Source organism: Ruegeria sp. BHSB056, assembly GCF_059613305.1.
Genome location: NZ_JBXWSG010000037.1, coordinates 1 through 17,242, shown reverse-complemented (window position 1 = coordinate 17,242; position 17,242 = coordinate 1). Strand labels below are relative to the sequence as shown.

Here is a 17,242-nt window from a genome sequence, read left to right as displayed (position 1 = left end):
TGCGCATCATGTTTGCACAGAACTGAGAAACTCTGGTGGCGGAAATTAGGCTAAATATTGATTTTATTTGAACATCCTGAAGTTCTCGTCAGATGTTGGGACTCTGATTTGCTGCTTCTGTCATGAATGCGAAGATGTATTTATGAGAGAGAAAATACTTGGGTGCTATTCAAAACAGCTTCCGGTGGTCTCAGAGGAAACACAAAGGTTGTGCATGGAACCAATCTGTCGCCCCCAAAAAGAATGGCCGCGCCCAAAAGGGCGCGGCCAGAATTCATTCTAAAGCAGGCGTTTATTAGTTGGTGCCTGCTGTGGTGATACCACCTTCGGCACCGGTGTTGTCGCCAGTGCTCAGCGATGCGGCGTTCAGTGCGGTGTTCACACCAGTGGCCAGGCCAGTCGCGCCTTGCTCAATCTGGTTGTACGCAACGGCTGCCAGGCCGATGACTGCTGCGGTCAGAACAACCCAGTCAACTGTTACTGCGCCGTCTTCGTCTTTGCGGAAGTTCTTGATGAACTTGATCATGTTACGTCCCTCCTAAAGGATCAAAAAGAGTTTAACAAACCTCGGCGTTCTTCAGAGCTTTCTCTCTCAGTCCGCTCATGTCCGTCTCGGTATGGATTAATGTTTGCCTGTTGTGCGTGGCAGGAATTGGGCCAAACACAGATTTTTTTTCGCGCGGCTTAACTTTTTAGTCACTAAATGCGTAAGCGTTTGTAAATAAGGCAAAAAAAAATTCTTTGATTGATGCCAAGCGCTCTGTAGCGGTGCAAATTTACGCCAAATGAGGCGAAATTGCCCCAATTCGCTTTGTTTTTCTGGCTTTGGGCGAAGATTCGCGGTTCAAATCGCGTAAAAAGAATACATGAGGCAGGCACATGACTCTCCGGAACGCACTTCAATGCGCCGGTGTACTGGCGTTTCTACTATCTGGTGTCGCACCCGGGTATGCGACCGAGGTTGAGCCGCGCGGAGTTTACAAGCGGATCAAAGCTCCCAAGCCGGGTGAGCGTCCTCGCGTGACGATTCAGATCACCCCCGAGGAACACGCGGCCAAGCCCTCAGCCCCCAGTACAGGGGTGGAACTGGTGGTTCCAGAAATCATAGCAAGAACCAAAGTGGTTCAGCCAACAGTGCCCGGAATCGGTGCCGCGCCTGACCCTAAAGGGTCGTACAAGGCATTCTGGGACCGCATTTCACCACACATTGATGAAAGCGGGGCCGGGCGGCTTGATGCTGCGATAAACGCGCTGGCGGCGACGAATGTAAGATCGCCCCGGCTGCAAGCTCTGCAAAACATAGCAAAAGAACGCGGGCTCGAGATTTTGCGGTCAACCGTGGGAACCAATGTGTCGCCAGCGCTGGTGCTGGCCGTCATTTCGGTTGAATCGGCCGGTCGCGCAGATGCCGTCAGTTCGGCCGGCGCGCAGGGGCTTATGCAATTGATGCCCGCCACAGCTGCCCGCTTTGGCGTTAAGGACAGTCTGCAACCCTCGCAGAACATCGCCGGGGGCGTGAAATACCTCAACTGGCTGATGGAAGAGTTCGGGAATGATCCGATTCTGGTTCTGGCCGGTTACAACGCGGGTGAGGGGGCTGTACGCAAACACAGCGGCGTGCCGCCTTATGCCGAAACCCGAGACTATGTCCCCAAGGTTCTGGCCGCTTTCCAGATCGCGCGGGCTTTGTGCGCGACACCGCCGGATCTGATTTCAGATGGGTGCGTGTTCCAGACCTCAAATTGAAAAAGGCCCGCCTCGATCCGGCGGGCCTTTTCTTTTGTTCAGCCGACGATTGTCGCTTCGGTCGCAGCGCGCATTTCGTCTTCACTGACACCATCTGCCAGTTCGACGATTCTCAATCCGCCCTCGACCACGTCCAGAACGCCCAGATTAGTGATGATGCGATCCACGACACCCTTGCCTGTCAGTGGCAGAGTGCATTCCTTCAGGACCTTGCTTTCACCGTGCTTGTTGGTGTGGTCCATAACCACGATCACGCGCCCAACGCCCGCAACCAGGTCCATGGCGCCACCCATGCCTTTCACCAGCTTGCCGGGAATCATCCAGTTTGCCAGGTCGCCTTTCTCATCCACTTCCATAGCACCCAGAATCGCAGCAGCAATCTTGCCGCCCCGGATCATCGCAAAGGATGTGGCGCTGTCGAAATAGGCAGTGCGGGACAGTTCGGTGATCGTTTGTTTGCCCGCGTTGATCAGGTCCGGGTCTTCTTCGCCCTCATACGGGAAAGGGCCCATACCCAGCATTCCGTTTTCCGATTGCAGAGTGATGTCCTTGTCGCCCACATAGTTCGCCACCAGCGTCGGAATCCCGATGCCGAGGTTCACATACATGCCGTCTTCCAGTTCCTCTGCCGCGCGTGCGGCCATCTGATTGCGGTCCCAGGGCATTATGCATCCTCCTTCTTGCGGGTGGTGCGCTGTTCGATGCGCTTTTCGTGATCGCCCTGAATGATGCGATGCACATAGATGCCGGGCAGGTGGATCTTGTCCGGGTCCAGTGAGCCGCGCGGAACAATCTCTTCCACTTCGGCCACGCAGATCTTGCCGCAGGTGGCAGCGGGCACGTTAAAGTTGCGGGCGGTCTTGCGGAACACCAGATTGCCGGTGTCGTCAGCTTTCCAGGCCTTGACGATAGCCAGATCGGCAAAAATGCCTTCCTCAAGGATATAGGTCTCGCCGTTGAAATCTTTGTGCTCCTTGCCTTCCGCAATCACGGTGCCGACGCCCGTCTTGGTGTAGAACCCGGGAATACCGGCACCACCGGCGCGCATCCGTTCGGCCAGTGTTCCTTGCGGGTTGAATTCCAGTTCCAACTCGCCGCTCAGATACTGACGCATGAATTCGGCGTTTTCGCCGACATACGAGCTGATCATCTTTTTGACCTGCTTGGTCTGCAACAGGATGCCGATACCGAAATCGTCCACACCGGCGTTATTCGACGCAAAGCTCAGGTCCTTGACGCCCGAATCCCGGATGGCAGCAAGCAACAGTTCGGGAATGCCGCACAGGCCAAACCCGCCCGCGGCAATCAGCATGCCATCCGTCAGCACCCCATCGAGTGCCTCGGCGGCATTGGCATAGACTTTCTTCATGGAAAACTCCCCCAATGTCATGGTGATGGGCAGGTTGTGCCGCCACGTCATGGGGAAGTCAATAAAACCAGAAGGTTCAGGTATTTCTACGGTAGATCAGCTGACAATAGTGTCAGTCGGCGATCAGGATCCCACAGGCGATGCGCCCGCCAGCACCGCCAATGGGCTGGCTAATGTGATCGTCGCCAGCTTCGTGGATGATGAAAGTTGACCCGTCCGCATCCAGCAATGTGTTCCCGTCACCCTCAAGCGAAACCAGGTTTGTAAAGGCCTCCATCTCGCCCACGCCATCCTGTCCCACATATAGATTGGGCAGATCGCCGGGCTCGGGGCCTTCAGGGTTCAGCAGACCATGTGCGCCTTCAACTTTTCCAACATGGCCTTGGGCCGTCTTGAACCCTTCGCCGGCCTCGCAGACACCATGGCTGTGCAGGTGCAACCCATGTTTTCCCGGCGGCAGGTCTGTGACGCGCACGTGCAGCAGAACACCATTGGGCCCTTGCGTCGCCTTCGCCTGACCAATGACGTCGCCTTGCGCGTTGATGATTTCGGCTGTGGCGGACTTGACGTGATGCGCGGCCTGGCCCTGCGTGGCAGCCGCAACGCTTATCGCCGCAACAAGAATGGCGGTTCTGAACATGTCTCAACTCCTTTACTGAACAACGCAATCCTGTATCGCGTCAGTCCATAAACACGCGGGCCGGTTCCTTTATTCAGAAACCGGCCCGCGCGTTTGGTGACATGTCCCGGTCAAAAGTCCGGTTTATTCAGCCGCTTTCTTTGCTGTCTTCTTGGCGGCAGCCTTCTTTTTGGGTGCAGCCTTTTTCTTGGTGCCCTTCTTGGATGCGCGCTCATTGACCAGTTCGATGGCCATTTCCTGCGTCACGTCTTCGGGCTTGATGTCTTTCGGGATGGTCGCGTTGACCTTTTCCCACTTCACATATGGCCCGTACCGTCCGTCCAGAACCTGCATCGCGCCGCCATCGGGATGCTCGCCCAGGTCCGTCAAAGCTTTTGCCGCTGCGCGCCCGCGCCCACCGGGATTGGCTCGTTTTTCCGCCAAAAGCTCTACGGCGCGGTTCATACCGATCTCGAACACATCGTTTGGGTCTTTGAGGTTGGCATAGACCGGCTTGGCTTCATCGGCCAATTGATGCATCAGATAAGGGCCAAAACGCCCGAAGTTCGAGGTGATCATGCCGCCTTCGGGGTGCTCACCGATCTGCCGCGGCAGGGACAGAAGCGTCAGCGCCTTGTCCAGATCCATGTCATCCTTGCTCCAGCCGCGTGGAAGCGAGGCGCGCGGCGGCTTCTTGTTCTCGGGCGTGGGTTCGCCTCGCTGGACATACGGCCCAAATCGGCCGGACTTCAGCCAGATCTCATCCCCGGCGTCTTCGCCCAGCAATTGTTCGTCGCCTTCCGCGCCTTCACCGGCGATAGGCCGCGTATAAGTGCACTCCGGATAGTTTCCGCAGCCCACGAACCCGCCGGTGCGCGAGGTTTTCAGGTGCAATTGTCCCAACCCGCATTTCGGGCAGATACGCGGGTCGGACCCGTCTTCACGCGGGGGGTAAAGCTGTGGCGCCAATGCCTCGTCCAGCTTGTCCAGCACTTCCGATATGCGCAGTTCGGATGTTTCGCCAATCGCTGCCGAAAAATCACGCCAGAACTTGCCCAGCAGATCCTTGTAGTCACGATCACCGGCGCTGACGTCATCCAGTTGCTCTTCCAGATTCGCGGTGAACTCGTATCCAACGTATTGACGGAAAAAGTTCAGCAGAAAGATTGTGACGATCCGGCCTTTTTCTTCGGGGATCAGCCGGTTCTTGTCTTTGCGCACATATTCGCGGTCCTGAATCGTGGTCACGATCGAGGCATAGGTCGAAGGACGTCCGATCCCCAACTCCTCCATCCGCTTGACCAAAGTGGCCTCGGTATAGCGCGGGGGCGGTTGCGTGTGATGCTGCAACGCCAGAACGGCTTCGTTATCGGCCATGATTGCGGCTTTATCCGACTCGCTGGTGGCCTTGGCAAACTGATCACGCAACGTAGTTTTGGAAAAGCGCGCGGGGTCGCCCTGCATGATCTGTGGCAGGCGCTTTTCGTCATCATCGGCGACATCATCGCGGCCTTCCTCATAGACGCGCATGAACCCGTCGAACAATACCACCTGACCGGTGGCACGCAGGCCGACCTGACCGTCGTCACTGCCAATCTCGACCGTGGTGCGCTCCAACCGTGCTGCTGCCATCTGGCAGGCAATGGTCCGTTTCCAGATCAGATCATAAAGCTTGCGCTGATCTTCATCCGTGACCTTCAGCGCCTTGGCATCGCGCGTCATATCCGTGGGGCGGATACATTCGTGTGCTTCCTGCGCGTTCTTGGCCTTGTTCTTGTACATACGCGGGCTGTCCGGCACATATTCTGCACCGTACCGATCCGCGATGGTGTCGCGCGTTGCCGTCACGGCCTCGGGTGCCATGTCGATCCCGTCGGTTCGCATATAAGTAATGTATCCGGCCTCATAGAGGCGCTGCGCAACCTGCATTGCATGGCGCGCGCCCATGCCGAATTTGCGGCTCGCCTCCTGTTGCAGGGTCGAAGTCATGAACGGCGCGCTTGGATTGCGCGCGGCGGGCTTGGCTTCGACCGAAGTCACACGCAGCGCGCGGCTGGTGACGGCCTGAACCGCCAGTTCGGCTTGTGTTGCGTTGGCCAGATCGTGCTTGTCCAGTTTCTTGCCCGCCAACGTGACCAGCCGCGCCTCATAGGTCTGACCACGCGGTGTCTCGAAAAGGGCCCGAACCGACCAGTACTCGACCGGCTTGAACGCTTCGATCTCCATCTCACGCTCGACGATCAGGCGCAGACAGACCGACTGCACCCGACCTGCGGATTTTGCGCCGGGCAGTTTGCGCCACAGAACCGGTGACAGGTTGAAGCCAACAAGGTAATCCAAGGCGCGGCGTGCCAGATACGCTTCGACCAGGGGCATATCGACGTCGCGCGGGTTCTTCATCGCCTCGGTCACCGCCTCTTTGGTGATGGCGTTGAAGGTCACCCGGCTGACCGGTGTATCTTTCTTGATCGAGCGGCGCTTGGTCAGGGCTTCCTGCAAATGCCAGCTGATCGCCTCGCCCTCACGATCAGGGTCAGTGGCGAGGATCAGCGCGTTGTCTTCTTTCAGCGCGTCGGCGATGGCCTTTACATGTTTGCGGCTGTCATTGCCCACTTCCCATGTCATGGAAAATCCATGGTCCGGATCGACCGATCCGTCCTTTGGCGGCAGGTCCCGCACATGGCCGTAAGAGGCCAGAACGGTGTAGTCAGGGCCGAGATATTTATTGATTGTTTTTGCTTTGGCCGGAGATTCTACAACAACTACGGGCATTTAAGGGGAAACCTCGCTCGACGAATTTGGCGCCTTCTATGGTGGTGCAAAATGTGTGGGGCAAGCGGGGATTGTCAATGCGTTCCTTTGGCAGGCGGAAAAGCGACGTGATTTCAGTGTGATACCCGCGCCGGATTGCAGGCCAAGCATTCGACTGGGCAATCTGGTTTTCCGTTCAAATCAGCCTGCCAGAGACAACAACCCGCCCGGCTGGCGCTGGATTCGTCCGTCCAGTTCAAGGTCAACCAGCGCTGGCCCCAGATCCCCTGCCGAGGCCGCAATATCGCGCAGCAACTGGTCTTCGGCGATGGGGGAAGGTCCCAACCGCTCAAGGATTTGCGCCTGCAAATCCTGTGCGGCAGGCCGTGGCTGTGTGGCGGGCGGCTCCTCGGGTTTTGCAAAGATCAGATCGCCTTGTTGTGGCAGCGCCTCGACAACGTCGTCTGCCGAACGGACCAGCGTCGCACCGTCCCGAATCAAAAGGTTGCACCCGGCAGCGCGGGCGTCAAACGGGTGGCCGGGCACGGCCAGAACCTCGCGCCCCTGATCCAGGGCGTCACGCGCCGTGATCAGGCTGCCGGATTTTGCTGCGGCCTCGACCACCACAACAGCTTGGGCCAGGCCCGAGATGATCCGGTTGCGGCGCGGAAAATGCCTGGCCTGAGGCGTCACGCCCATCGGCTGTTCCGACAGCCGCAATCCCTTGGTCGCGATATTATGCGCCAGTTCCGTGTTCTCGGCCGGGTAAATGACATCGACACCACCAGCCATGACGGCAACTGTGCCGGTGTCCAGCGACGCCATATGCGCCGCCGTATCAATGCCGCGCGCCAGACCCGAGACAATCACATGTCCCTTTTCGCCCAAGGCGCGCGCCAGACCACGCGCCATCCGCGCGCCCAGCGACGAACAGTTGCGCGCGCCCACCATCGCAATCGTCGGTTTCTGCAACAGCGACACATCCCCGATGGCCCAAAGCAGGGGCGGGGCATCGGATAGGTCGTTCAATGCGTCGGGGAAATCTGCGGACCCAAGGCACAAAAGCCGCGCTTTGGCGGCTTCTGCGGCCCTGAGTTCCGCCTCGATCACGCCGGGGGGACAGGTTTCATACCCATCTATTCCGGCGGCGCGTGCCATTTCAGGCAGCGCGGCCAGCGCGTTCTGCGCCGAGCCATGTTCACGCAGCAGCCGACGAAACGTCGCGGGGCCGACCTTGCGCGAGCGCAACAGACGAAGCCACGAAAACCGGTCCTCTTCCGTGGTGGGTGGGAGTGGGGGGTGATTGGAAGAAAGCTGCTCTTCGGTCATCCGTTGCTCCGCCTGATTGCAGAACTGGTTTACGGGACAGGGGGTTAACAGCCTCTGAATCGCAGATAATTAGCGGCGATTTTTTTGTATTTCTTGGGGAACGCGACGATTAAGTGTCTGAAAATAAACAAATAATATTTTCAAGCCGGCGCTCAAATTAATGGCGCTGGTTGGAATGCTGTCGAATCAAAGTGGCGCATGGTTAACCCTGCGCCTGCCTTTGCGCTTCTCTTCCGACTCAGGCTGCAGACCCGCCGACAGTCAACCCGTCCATCAGCACTGTCGGTTGACCCACACCCACGGGCACCCATTGACCGTCCTTGCCGCAGGTGCCCATACCCGGATCCAAAGCCATATCGTTGCCAAGGCCGCGGATGCGTTTTAACGCCGAAGGCCCGTCGCCGATCAGCGTGGCCCCTTTGACAGGCGCTCCGATCTTGCCGTTTTCGACCCGATACGCCTCGGTGCACGAGAAAACGAATTTACCGTTGGTGATGTCGACCTGGCCGCCTCCGAATCCAACCGCCCAGATGCCGTCTTTAATATCTGCCACCAAAGCTGCCGGATCAGCGTCGCCCCCCAACATGATCGTATTGGTCATGCGCGGCATGGGTTTGTGCGCATAGCTTTGCCGCCGCCCGTTGCCCGTGGGCGCAACGCCCATCAGCCGGGCGTTTTGCCGGTCCTGCATGTAGCCGGTCAGAATGCCATCCTCGATCAGCACGGTGCGCGAGCTGGGCGTGCCTTCATCATCCACAGTGATCGAGCCGCGACGGTCGGCGATTGTGCCGTCATCCACCACGGTCACGCCCTTGGATGCAATCTGTTGTCCCATCAGCCCGGCAAAGGCCGAGCTTCCCTTGCGGTTGAAATCGCCCTCAAGCCCGTGACCGATGGCTTCGTGCAGCAAAATACCGGGCCAGCCGGGGCCAAGTGCAACCTCCATCACGCCGGCAGGGGCGGGAACCGCGTCCAGATTGACCAATGCGATGCGCAGGGCTTCGCGCGCCTTGGCCTGCCAGTCGGCAGGGTCGATCAACCCGCTCAGGCCAACCCGCCCGCCGCCACCGGCCGATCCGCTTTCGCGCCGCCCGTCCTGTTCAACAATGACCGAGACATTCACGCGCGTCATGGGGCGCACGTCACGCACAATCACACCATCGGGTCGCAGAATTTCCACCTCCTGAACGGCGGCGGCGATCATTGCGCTGACCTGAACCACCCGCGAATCCAGATCGCGGGCAAAGGCGTCAATCTCCCGCAGGGTTTCGATTTTCACCGGGAAGGCGGCAGATTCGATTGGGTCTTCGTCCGTGTACAGGCGCGTATTCGTGGGGCGGGGGGCTTCAGCGAGCGTTCCGCCTCCATCGCCAACCGCCAGTCGCGCGGTCTCGGCAGCACGTTTCAGCGCGGCAATCGATACATCAGTGGAATGCGCGTACCCGGCCACTTCGCCCTGAACGGCACGCAAGCCAAACCCTTCGGATGCGTCATAAGACGCGGTGCGAAGCCGCCCGTCGTCAAACACCAGAGATTCGGTTTTCCGACGCTCTACAAACAGCTCTCCATCCTCGGCCCCGTCCGTTGCCGAGCGCAATATGGCCAGTGCTTCATCTTGCGGCAGGGCGCTCTCAAAGGGGCGAAACGGGGCTTCAGGCATGGGTTGCGACCTTTCGGGTTTGATCCAGATCAAAAATAGCGTCTGTTTGACGCAAGCATTTTGCTTTATCTACCCGCTGGAATATGGTTTTTAACGCGGCCAAAGACAACGGGAGAGGTGCGACCGATTCACACCTTTCCGTCAGGGACGCAAAGATCAAACGATCAGGACAGAACATGAAGAATGCTTTGATGCTTTCAGGGTTTATGACAGCCCTCTCCAGCCTACCCGCCATGGCTCAGGAGCTTGAGATTATCGGCAAGCCGGTAGACGGCGGCATGGGCTTCCAGCCCGCGGCCACCAGCCTTGCCGCAGGAATCCAGAAGCTGGACGGCATGATTCTCGTGATCATCACCGCAGTCTGTCTGCTGGTTGCAGCTCTGCTGGTCTATTGCATCGTACGCTACAATCAGCGCGCAAACCCGACCCCGGCGCGTTTCTCGCACTATACCCCTGTTGAAATCGCCTGGACCTTGGGTCCGATCTTGATTCTGGTGTTTATTGGCGCGTTCTCGCTGCCGGTTCTTTTCAAACAGCAGGAAATCCCGGAAGGTGACATCACCATCAAAGTCGTCGGCAACCAGTGGTACTGGACCTACGAGTATGTTGATCACGATTTCGCATTCGACAGCTATCTGCTGGGCCACCCGGCGACCCTGGACGAGGGCGCACGCCCTGCGGACGCGGACGTGACGCCGTTTGTTCTGGATGATGCAATGCGCGCCAAGCTGATCGATGCAGGCTACAGCGATGATGAATGGCTGTTGGCCACCGACACCGCTGTTGTCGTTCCGGTTGGCAAGGTCATCGTGATGCAGGTGACTGCATCCGACGTGATTCACTCGTGGACCATCCCGGCCTTTGGCGTAAAGCAGGACGGTGTGCCCGGACGTCTGGCCGAACTGTGGTTCCAGGCCGACAAGGAAGGCATCTATTTTGGTCAGTGTTCGGAGCTGTGTGGCAAGGACCACGCCTATATGCCGATTACCGTCAAGGTCGTAAGCCAGGAAGTCTATGACGAATGGCTGCAAGGTGCGATCGAAGAATATGCGGGCCTGCCGCAAAGCTATCAGATCGCCTCGAACTGAGTACGATAGGGGCGGGTTCAACCCCGCCTGACACAAATTTCGGGCTGCGCGGGCGATCCGCGCAGTTTTCGCCCCAAAAGGACCGGAAATGACTGACGCAAGCATCAATGCCAGCACTGCGACCGCCCGGGCGGACGAGGCCGGCTTTGGCGATTACTTCGCCCTGCTGAAGCCGCGCGTGATGTCGTTGGTCGTGTTCACGGCATTGGTCGGCCTGTTGGCGGCCCCTGTTCCTGTTCATCCCTTCGTCGGATTCTGCGCCATCCTGTTCATCGCCATCGGAGGCGGAGCATCAGGTGCGCTGAACATGTGGTGGGACGCGGATATCGACCGTGTCATGAAACGCACCAAATCCCGCCCGATCCCTTCGGGCAAGGTCGAGGAAGGCGAGGCGCTGGCCGTTGGTCTGGCTCTGTCGGGTCTGTCGGTGATCATGCTGGGCCTTGCGACCAACTGGTTCGCAGGCGCGTTTCTGGCCTTCACCATCTTCTTCTACGTTGTCGTCTACACGATGTGGCTGAAGCGTTCGACGCCGCAGAACATCGTGATCGGTGGCGCAGCGGGTGCGTTCCCTCCGGTGATCGGCTGGGTGGCCGCCACAGGATCGATGTCGGTCGAGCCCTGGCTGATGTTTGCACTGACCTTCATGTGGACGCCGCCGCATTTCTGGGCGCTGGCCCTGTTCATGCGCTCGGACTATGACGACGCGGGCGTGCCGATGCTGACCGTCACCCATGGTCGCCGCGCGACACGTGTCCATATTCTTGTCTATACAGCCCTGCTGGCCCTGCTGGCCATCGGAACTGCATTTTCAGGCATTGGCGGCCCGATCTATCTGACCGTTGCATTGATTCTGAACATCCTGTTCCTGCGGGGCGCGTGGAAAATCTCGCGCCGGACCGAGGATGATTCCGAGGCAGATAACTTCAAGGTTGAACGCGGTTTCTTCAAGCTGTCGCTGCTGTATCTGTTCCTGCATTTCGGTGCCGTTCTGGCCGAAGCCCTGCTGAAACCCTATGGTCTGGGGGGATGGTCATGAGCCTGCGCAAAGACCACGAGCTGCATCAGCGCCGGTTCAGCCGCAATCTGGGTGTCGGCCTGACGCTGGCTGCCTTTATCGTGATCATCTTCGGCCTGACCATCGTCAAGGTCTCGGGCACTGATTTCAACAGGGCGACGCAAGAGGTTCAGAACTGATGGCGTTGTCCGGTCCTCAGAAAACGGTTGTCCAGACCGTCGGTGTGGTTGTCTTGATGGGCAGTCTCGCCTGGGCGTCGGTGCCGTTCTACAACTGGTTCTGCCGGGTGACCGGATTTGGCGGCACCACTGGTGTTGCCGAAACTGCCCCCGATACCATTCTGGATCGCACCGTTACCATCCGCTTTGACGCGTCCAAGGCCAAGGACATGGAATGGGAGTTCAAGCCGGTCGTGCGCGAGATGGATGTGCGCATCGGCGAAACAGGTCTCGCGTTTTACGAGGCCTATAACCCGACAGACCGCCCCATTGCCGGGCAGGCGTCTTACAACGTGGCGCCCTATTCTGCGGGTGGGTATTTCCAGAAGATTGCCTGTTTCTGCTTTGAAGAGCAGGTGCTGCAACCCGGCGAGCGCGTTGAGATGCCGGTGACTTTCTTCGTCGACCCGGAAATGGTCGAGGATCTTGAAGCCAGGTATGTTCATACGATCACGCTGTCGTATACATTCTACGAAATTGACCTGCCCGAGGGCTATGCCGCCCTCGATGCGCAGGCAGATACAAACACGAACTAACGCCTGTAGGTGAGGGACGCTGATGGCACACGCTAAAAACCACGATTATCACATTCTGGCCCCGTCGATCTGGCCTCTGATCGGCGCCGTCGGCGGCTTTGTCATGCTGTTCGGAGCCGTTCTCTGGATGCAAGGCATCACGCCCTTCATGTTCTGGGCCGGTCTGGCAGCTGTGCTTTACACGATGTTCGCCTGGTGGTCGGATGTGGTTGCGGAAAGCCGTCAGGGCGATCACACCCCTGTTGTCCGCATCGGTCTGCGCTACGGCTTCATCCTGTTCGTCATGTCTGAGGTGATGTTCTTCTTCGCCTGGTTCTGGTCGTTCTTCAAACATCGCATGTACCCGATGTACGACTATGCCGGCACCGAGTACATTCAGCCGGATATTCATGCGGTTGACCCGTTCCACCTGCCGCTGATCAACACTCTGGTCCTGTTGCTGTCAGGCTGTGCGATCACCTGGGCGCACCATGCACTGGTGCATGACAATGACCGCAAGGCGCTGATCAATGGTCTGGCCATTGGTATCGTTCTGGGCATCGCCTTTACCTTCCTGCAGGGCTATGAATACGCTGAACTTCTCAAGCATGAAGGCTGGGAATTTGGCGGCGACCAGTTCTATTCCAACTTCTTCATGGCGACCGGGTTCCACGGTGCGCACGTGATCATTGGGACGATCTTCCTGACCGTCTGCTTGATCCGCGCGCTCAAGGGGGACTTCACACCCGAGAAACATGTTGGTTTTGAGGCTGCCGCTTGGTACTGGCACTTCGTCGACGTTGTTTGGCTGTTCCTGTTCTTTGCCGTTTACATCTGGGGTCAGGCCCCGCTGATGTAACGCCGGTCCGGCTGATCAATTGCAAAAGCCGCCCCAAGGGGCGGCTTTTTCTCTATGCGGGGCGCAAGATTGCGCCCCATACAATTGCGTGGTTGCAATTCAGCCCGCGTGCCCCTTAACAAGACGCCGGTTCCTGCAAAGAAGTTTGGTCCTGACATGCGCCGTTTCCTGTTCCTGCTAATCTTCGGCCTCGCCGGTTTGGGCGTGCTGCTGTCGCTGGGCATCTGGCAGGTGCAGCGCCTGGCGTGGAAGCAGGACGTGCTGGCCGAGATCGAAGATCGGATCTCGGCTGCGCCGGTTTCCCTGCCGCTGCAGGTTTCGGCGGATCAGGACAAATACCTGCCGGTAACAGTGTCGGGCGAGATGGAGCCTGCGGAAGTCCACGTTCTTGTTTCGCTCAAGCAGGTCGGTGCAGGGTATCGCATCATTCAGCCGTTTCGCACCGGGGGCCGGACCATTCTGATTGACCGGGGGTTCACCCCGACCACGGCCAAACAGGCCGGGCGGCGAAACGGTCCGATGGAGATCGCCGGCAATCTGCATTGGCCAGATGAAATCGACAGTTACACGCCCGCACCTGATCTCGACGCCAACATCTGGTTTGCCCGCGATGTGTCCGCGCTTGCGGCTGCCCTGGGCGCAGAGCCCGTTCTGCTGATCGCCCGTTCGCAGACCGACCCGAATGTGACACCGCTGCCGGTGGACACGGCAGGCATACCAAACGATCACCTGCAATATGCAATCACCTGGTTTGGCCTGGCTCTGGTCTGGGCCGCGATGACCGGATACTTCCTGTGGCGCAGCCGTGCCAGTTCTGAAAGTGACGCGACATGAAATATATCTCGACCCGCGGGCAAGCGCCCGAACTGACGTTTGAAGAGGCGATGCTGACCGGGCTTGCCCGCGACGGCGGCCTCTATCTGCCCGCCGAGATCCCGGTGATGTCGCAGGACGAGATCGCGGCGCTGGCCGGATTGAGCTATGAAGAAATCGCATTCCGCGTGATGTGGCCCTATGTCAGCGGCTCATTCGCCGAGGATGAGTTCAAGGCGATCATCGCCCGCGCTTATGAAGGTTTCGGCCACGATGCTCGCGCGCCATTGAAGCAGCTGAACGAGAACCACTTCCTGCTGGAACTGTTCCACGGCCCCACGCTGGCCTTCAAGGACTTTGCCATGCAACTGATCGGCCAGTTGTTCCAGGTGGCGCTGAAACGCCGTGGTGACCGTGTGACCATCGTCGGCGCGACCAGCGGGGATACCGGTTCAGCCGCGATCGAGGCGTTCCGCGGGCTGGACGCGGTGGATGTGTTCATCCTGTTCCCGCATGGCCGCGTGTCCGAAGTGCAGCGCCGCCAGATGACCACCCCTGCGGACAGCAACGTGCATGCTTTGGCCGTTGATGGTGATTTTGACGATTGTCAGGCTGCGCTGAAAGACATGTTCAACGATTTCGACTTCCGCGACGGCGTGAAATTGGCGGGTGTGAACTCGATCAACTTTGCCCGCGTCTTGGCGCAGATTGTTTATTACTTCTCGGCTGCCGTCAGCCTTGGTGCGCCGCACCGCAAGGTCAGCTTCACGGTGCCAACCGGCAACTTTGGCGACATCTTCGCTGGCTATCTGGCCAAGCGTATGGGGCTGCCGATTGACCGCCTTGTGGTGGCGACCAACCAGAACGACATTCTACATCGCTGCCTCTCGGGCGAGGGGTATTTCAAGGGCGAAACCATCCCCTCGATCAGCCCATCGATGGACATTCAGGTCAGCTCGAATTTCGAACGCGCGCTCTATTATGCCTATGGCGAAGATGGCGGGGCCATCGCACAATTGATGGACGAGCTGAAACAGAGTGGCTTCAATATAAGTCAGGGGGCGATGGAAGCGCTGCGTGAGAATTTCGATTCGGGCCGGGTGTCCGAAGAGGAAACGCTGGCCACGATCAAATCCACGCTGGTGCACAGCGCAGAACTGGTCTGCCCGCACACCGCCGTGGGCATCAAGGTCGCAGAAGAGCACCGCGCGGCCGACGTGCCAATGATCACGCTGGCCACTGCGCACCCGGCGAAATTCCCGGCCGCGGTCGAGAAGGCGAGTGGTGAACATCCGCCTCTTCCCTCCCGCATGTCTGATCTGTATGAACGTCCGGAACGGGTGACCCGCATCGCCAATGATCTGGGTGCCCTCGAGGATCATATTAAAAGGCACATCGCTGAGTGACTGTCAGACAAGACCAACTGAAGAACGGGTTTCGTATCGTCAGTGAACATATGCCGGGGCTGCAATCTGCGGCCATCGGCATTTGGGTAACCGCCGGTGGGCGGCATGAGCGGATCGAACAGAACGGTATTGCGCATTTCCTTGAACATATGGCGTTCAAGGGAACCGAGCGCCGTTCGGCCTTGCAGATTGCCGAGGCGATCGAGGATGTGGGCGGCTATATCAACGCCTATACCTCGCGCGAGGTGACGGCCTATTACGCACGCGTCTTAAAGGACGACGTGGCACTGGCGATGGATGTGATCGGTGACATCGTTCTGAACCCGGTGTTTGATCCGCGCGAGATCGAGGTCGAGCGGGGCGTGATCCTTCAGGAAATCGGTCAGGCCCATGACACACCCGATGATGTGATCTTTGACTGGCTGCAAGAGCAGAGCTATCGCGACCAGCCCCTGGGCCGGACGATCCTGGGCCCGACGGAGCGGGTCAGTGCCTTTTCGCGTGAGGACCTGTCGGGCTTTGTGACCGAACATTATGGCCCCGAACAGATGATCCTGTCCGCAGCAGGTGCTGTGGATCACGACATGCTGATGAAACTGGCCGAAGAGATGTTTGGCCATCTGCAATCCCGTAAAGGTCTGACCCCCGAGATCGCACGCTTTACCGGTGGCGAAGCCCGACAGGTAAAAGAGCTGGAACAGGCACATTTCGCCCTGGCGCTGGAAAGTCCCGGCTATCGCGACGACGCGATCTATACGGCGCAGATCTATTCGACCGCATTGGGCGGTGGCATGTCCTCGCGCCTGTTTCAGGAAGTGCGCGAAACACGTGGGCTTTGCTACACGATCTTTGCGCAGACCGGTGCCTATGCCGATACCGGAACAACCACGATCTATGCCGGAACCTCGGCCAATCAGGTGGCCGAACTGGCGACGATCACCATCGATGAGATGAAGCGCGCCGCCGAGGACATGAGCCCCGAAGAGGTCGCGCGTGCCCGTGCCCAGATGAAGGCCGGGATGCTGATGGGGCTGGAAAGCCCGTCGAATCGGGCCGAGCGTCTGGCGCGGCTGGTGCAGATCTGGGGACAGGTGCCCTCGCTGGAAGACACGGTCGCCAAGATCGATGCGGTCAGCACCGAGGACGTGCGCGCCTTTGCCGAAACCATGGCCGTACAGGCCCCGGCGGCGCTGGCGCTTTACGGACCGGTCGCAGACGCACCGACATTGGCGGACTTGCAGGAGAGGCGTGCAGCGTGATGCTGTTGGGCAGACGCAAGCTGAAACTCGAGACCGCGCGGCTCAGCTTGCGTCCGCCTGTACATTCCGATTTCAACGATTGGGCGGCGTTGCGGCGCGCCTCGAAAGGTTACCTGACCCCGTGGGAGCCGATCTGGGCCAAGGATCACCTGAGCCGCAAATCCTTTACCAATCGGGTCTACTGGGCTCAGCGCTCAGTCGCGAGTGGCACAGCAATTCCGCTTTTCCTTTTTCGCCGTGAAGACAATGTGTTGGTCGGGGCGATCACGCTGGACAATATCCGGCGCGGCCCTGCGCAGGCCGGAACCCTGGGTTACTGGACCGGTGAATCCTTTGCCCGTCAGGGATACATGCGCGAAGCGATTGGCGCGATGGTACATCACGCCTTTACCCGTCTGGATCTGAGCCGGATCGAAGCCGCGTGTCTGCCGGAAAACCGGGCGTCGCGCGGTTTGCTGGAAAGCTCGGGCTTCAAATATGAAGGCGTGGCGCAGTCTTATCTACAGATCAACGGGCGATGGCGGACGCATGTTCTCTATGCCAGCCTGCGGTCCGACCGGCGCGGCAAGACGGACGCGGGCTAGGGGGCTCT

General features: G+C 58.9%; 17 protein-coding genes. 10 read left to right on the top strand and 7 right to left on the bottom strand.

Annotation, left to right across the window (positions count from 1 at the left end):
- Positions 1-295 precede the first annotated feature (295 nt).
- Entirely contained in the window at positions 296-526 is a 231-nt protein-coding gene (locus AC2FND_RS11005) for a Flp family type IVb pilin (RefSeq protein WP_267363034.1), read from the bottom strand.
- A 353-nt stretch (positions 527-879) separates the two neighbouring features.
- On the opposite strand from AC2FND_RS11005, the gene AC2FND_RS11000 reads away from it, so the two are divergent.
- Positions 880-1,746, top strand: coding sequence for a lytic transglycosylase domain-containing protein (locus AC2FND_RS11000; protein ID WP_496769710.1), 867 nt, complete (start codon positions 880-882; stop codon positions 1,744-1,746).
- Positions 1,747-1,784: 38 nt separating this feature from the next.
- On the opposite strand, the gene AC2FND_RS10995 is transcribed toward AC2FND_RS11000, so the two are convergent.
- The 6 genes from AC2FND_RS10995 to tldD form a co-directional block, all read right to left on the bottom strand.
- Positions 1,785-2,411, bottom strand: a complete 627-nt coding sequence (locus tag AC2FND_RS10995; protein ID WP_267363038.1) for a CoA transferase subunit B — start codon at positions 2,409-2,411, stop codon at positions 1,785-1,787.
- Entirely contained in the window at positions 2,411-3,115 is a 705-nt protein-coding gene (locus AC2FND_RS10990; protein ID WP_209505579.1) for a CoA transferase subunit A, read from the bottom strand. Before AC2FND_RS10990 ends, AC2FND_RS10995 begins: the two co-directional genes overlap by 1 nt.
- Positions 3,116-3,227: 112 nt before the next feature.
- Positions 3,228-3,755 (bottom strand): superoxide dismutase family protein, encoded by a 528-nt coding sequence (locus AC2FND_RS10985; RefSeq protein WP_480484374.1) that lies wholly within the window; start codon positions 3,753-3,755, stop codon positions 3,228-3,230.
- A 123-nt stretch (positions 3,756-3,878) separates the two neighbouring features.
- Positions 3,879-6,506 (bottom strand): type I DNA topoisomerase, encoded by a 2,628-nt coding sequence (gene topA / locus AC2FND_RS10980; RefSeq protein WP_496769708.1) that lies wholly within the window; start codon positions 6,504-6,506, stop codon positions 3,879-3,881.
- 180 nt (positions 6,507-6,686) lie between these two features.
- A complete protein-coding gene (gene dprA, locus AC2FND_RS10975) occupies positions 6,687-7,814 on the bottom strand; it encodes a DNA-processing protein DprA (protein WP_496769706.1) in 1,128 nt (375 codons plus the stop codon).
- Positions 7,815-8,052: 238 nt separating this feature from the next.
- Positions 8,053-9,474, bottom strand: a complete 1,422-nt coding sequence (gene tldD / locus AC2FND_RS10970) for a metalloprotease TldD (RefSeq protein ID WP_496769704.1) — start codon at positions 9,472-9,474, stop codon at positions 8,053-8,055.
- A gap of 176 nt (positions 9,475-9,650) precedes the next feature.
- Here tldD and coxB point away from each other — a divergent pair, with 176 nt between their 5' ends.
- The 9 genes from coxB to AC2FND_RS10925 all read left to right on the top strand — a co-directional run bounded on the left by coxB (position 9,651) and on the right by AC2FND_RS10925 (position 17,234).
- Positions 9,651-10,562 (top strand): cytochrome c oxidase subunit II, encoded by a 912-nt coding sequence (coxB, locus tag AC2FND_RS10965; RefSeq protein WP_496769702.1) that lies wholly within the window; start codon positions 9,651-9,653, stop codon positions 10,560-10,562.
- Between the two features lie 88 nt (positions 10,563-10,650).
- Entirely contained in the window at positions 10,651-11,601 is a 951-nt protein-coding gene (gene cyoE / locus AC2FND_RS10960) for a heme o synthase (RefSeq protein WP_480484378.1), read from the top strand.
- Positions 11,598-11,759, top strand: coding sequence for a cytochrome c oxidase system small membrane protein (locus AC2FND_RS10955; protein WP_267363054.1), 162 nt, complete (start codon positions 11,598-11,600; stop codon positions 11,757-11,759). The genes cyoE and AC2FND_RS10955 overlap by 4 nt, the downstream gene beginning before the upstream one ends.
- Positions 11,759-12,334, top strand: a complete 576-nt coding sequence (locus AC2FND_RS10950) for a cytochrome c oxidase assembly protein (RefSeq protein WP_496769700.1) — start codon at positions 11,759-11,761, stop codon at positions 12,332-12,334. The genes AC2FND_RS10955 and AC2FND_RS10950 overlap by 1 nt, the downstream gene beginning before the upstream one ends.
- A 22-nt stretch (positions 12,335-12,356) precedes the next feature.
- On the top strand, positions 12,357-13,172 hold the full coding sequence (locus AC2FND_RS10945; RefSeq protein WP_209505605.1) for a cytochrome c oxidase subunit 3: 816 nt from the start codon (positions 12,357-12,359) through the stop codon (positions 13,170-13,172).
- 156 nt (positions 13,173-13,328) lie between these two features.
- Positions 13,329-14,006, top strand: coding sequence for an SURF1 family protein (locus AC2FND_RS10940; protein ID WP_496769699.1), 678 nt, complete (start codon positions 13,329-13,331; stop codon positions 14,004-14,006).
- On the top strand, positions 14,003-15,391 hold the full coding sequence (thrC, locus tag AC2FND_RS10935; RefSeq protein ID WP_496769697.1) for a threonine synthase: 1,389 nt from the start codon (positions 14,003-14,005) through the stop codon (positions 15,389-15,391). Before AC2FND_RS10940 ends, thrC begins: the two co-directional genes overlap by 4 nt.
- Positions 15,388-16,650, top strand: coding sequence for a M16 family metallopeptidase (locus tag AC2FND_RS10930; protein ID WP_496769696.1), 1,263 nt, complete (start codon positions 15,388-15,390; stop codon positions 16,648-16,650). The genes thrC and AC2FND_RS10930 overlap by 4 nt, the downstream gene beginning before the upstream one ends.
- On the top strand, positions 16,650-17,234 hold the full coding sequence (locus AC2FND_RS10925) for a GNAT family N-acetyltransferase (protein ID WP_209505614.1): 585 nt from the start codon (positions 16,650-16,652) through the stop codon (positions 17,232-17,234). The genes AC2FND_RS10930 and AC2FND_RS10925 overlap by 1 nt, the downstream gene beginning before the upstream one ends.
- Positions 17,235-17,242: the final 8 nt, after the last annotated feature.

Bases quoted from the DNA above. Each gene is read 5' to 3' on its own strand.
- AC2FND_RS11005 (WP_267363034.1), bottom strand. From the start codon at position 526: ATGATCAAGTTCATCAAGAACTTCCGCAAAGACGAAGACGGCGCAGTA.
- AC2FND_RS11000 (WP_496769710.1), top strand. From the start codon at position 880: ATGACTCTCCGGAACGCACTTCAATGCGCCGGTGTACTGGCGTTTCTA.
- AC2FND_RS10995 (WP_267363038.1), bottom strand. From the start codon at position 2,411: ATGCCCTGGGACCGCAATCAGATGGCCGCACGCGCGGCAGAGGAACTG.
- AC2FND_RS10990 (WP_209505579.1), bottom strand. From the start codon at position 3,115: ATGAAGAAAGTCTATGCCAATGCCGCCGAGGCACTCGATGGGGTGCTG.
- AC2FND_RS10985 (WP_480484374.1), bottom strand. From the start codon at position 3,755: ATGTTCAGAACCGCCATTCTTGTTGCGGCGATAAGCGTTGCGGCTGCC.
- topA (WP_496769708.1), bottom strand. From the start codon at position 6,506: ATGCCCGTAGTTGTTGTAGAATCTCCGGCCAAAGCAAAAACAATCAAT.
- dprA (WP_496769706.1), bottom strand. From the start codon at position 7,814: ATGACCGAAGAGCAGCTTTCTTCCAATCACCCCCCACTCCCACCCACC.
- tldD (WP_496769704.1), bottom strand. From the start codon at position 9,474: ATGCCTGAAGCCCCGTTTCGCCCCTTTGAGAGCGCCCTGCCGCAAGAT.
- coxB (WP_496769702.1), top strand. From the start codon at position 9,651: ATGAAGAATGCTTTGATGCTTTCAGGGTTTATGACAGCCCTCTCCAGC.
- cyoE (WP_480484378.1), top strand. From the start codon at position 10,651: ATGACTGACGCAAGCATCAATGCCAGCACTGCGACCGCCCGGGCGGAC.
- AC2FND_RS10955 (WP_267363054.1), top strand. From the start codon at position 11,598: ATGAGCCTGCGCAAAGACCACGAGCTGCATCAGCGCCGGTTCAGCCGC.
- AC2FND_RS10950 (WP_496769700.1), top strand. From the start codon at position 11,759: ATGGCGTTGTCCGGTCCTCAGAAAACGGTTGTCCAGACCGTCGGTGTG.
- AC2FND_RS10945 (WP_209505605.1), top strand. From the start codon at position 12,357: ATGGCACACGCTAAAAACCACGATTATCACATTCTGGCCCCGTCGATC.
- AC2FND_RS10940 (WP_496769699.1), top strand. From the start codon at position 13,329: ATGCGCCGTTTCCTGTTCCTGCTAATCTTCGGCCTCGCCGGTTTGGGC.
- thrC (WP_496769697.1), top strand. From the start codon at position 14,003: ATGAAATATATCTCGACCCGCGGGCAAGCGCCCGAACTGACGTTTGAA.
- AC2FND_RS10925 (WP_209505614.1), top strand. From the start codon at position 16,650: ATGCTGTTGGGCAGACGCAAGCTGAAACTCGAGACCGCGCGGCTCAGC.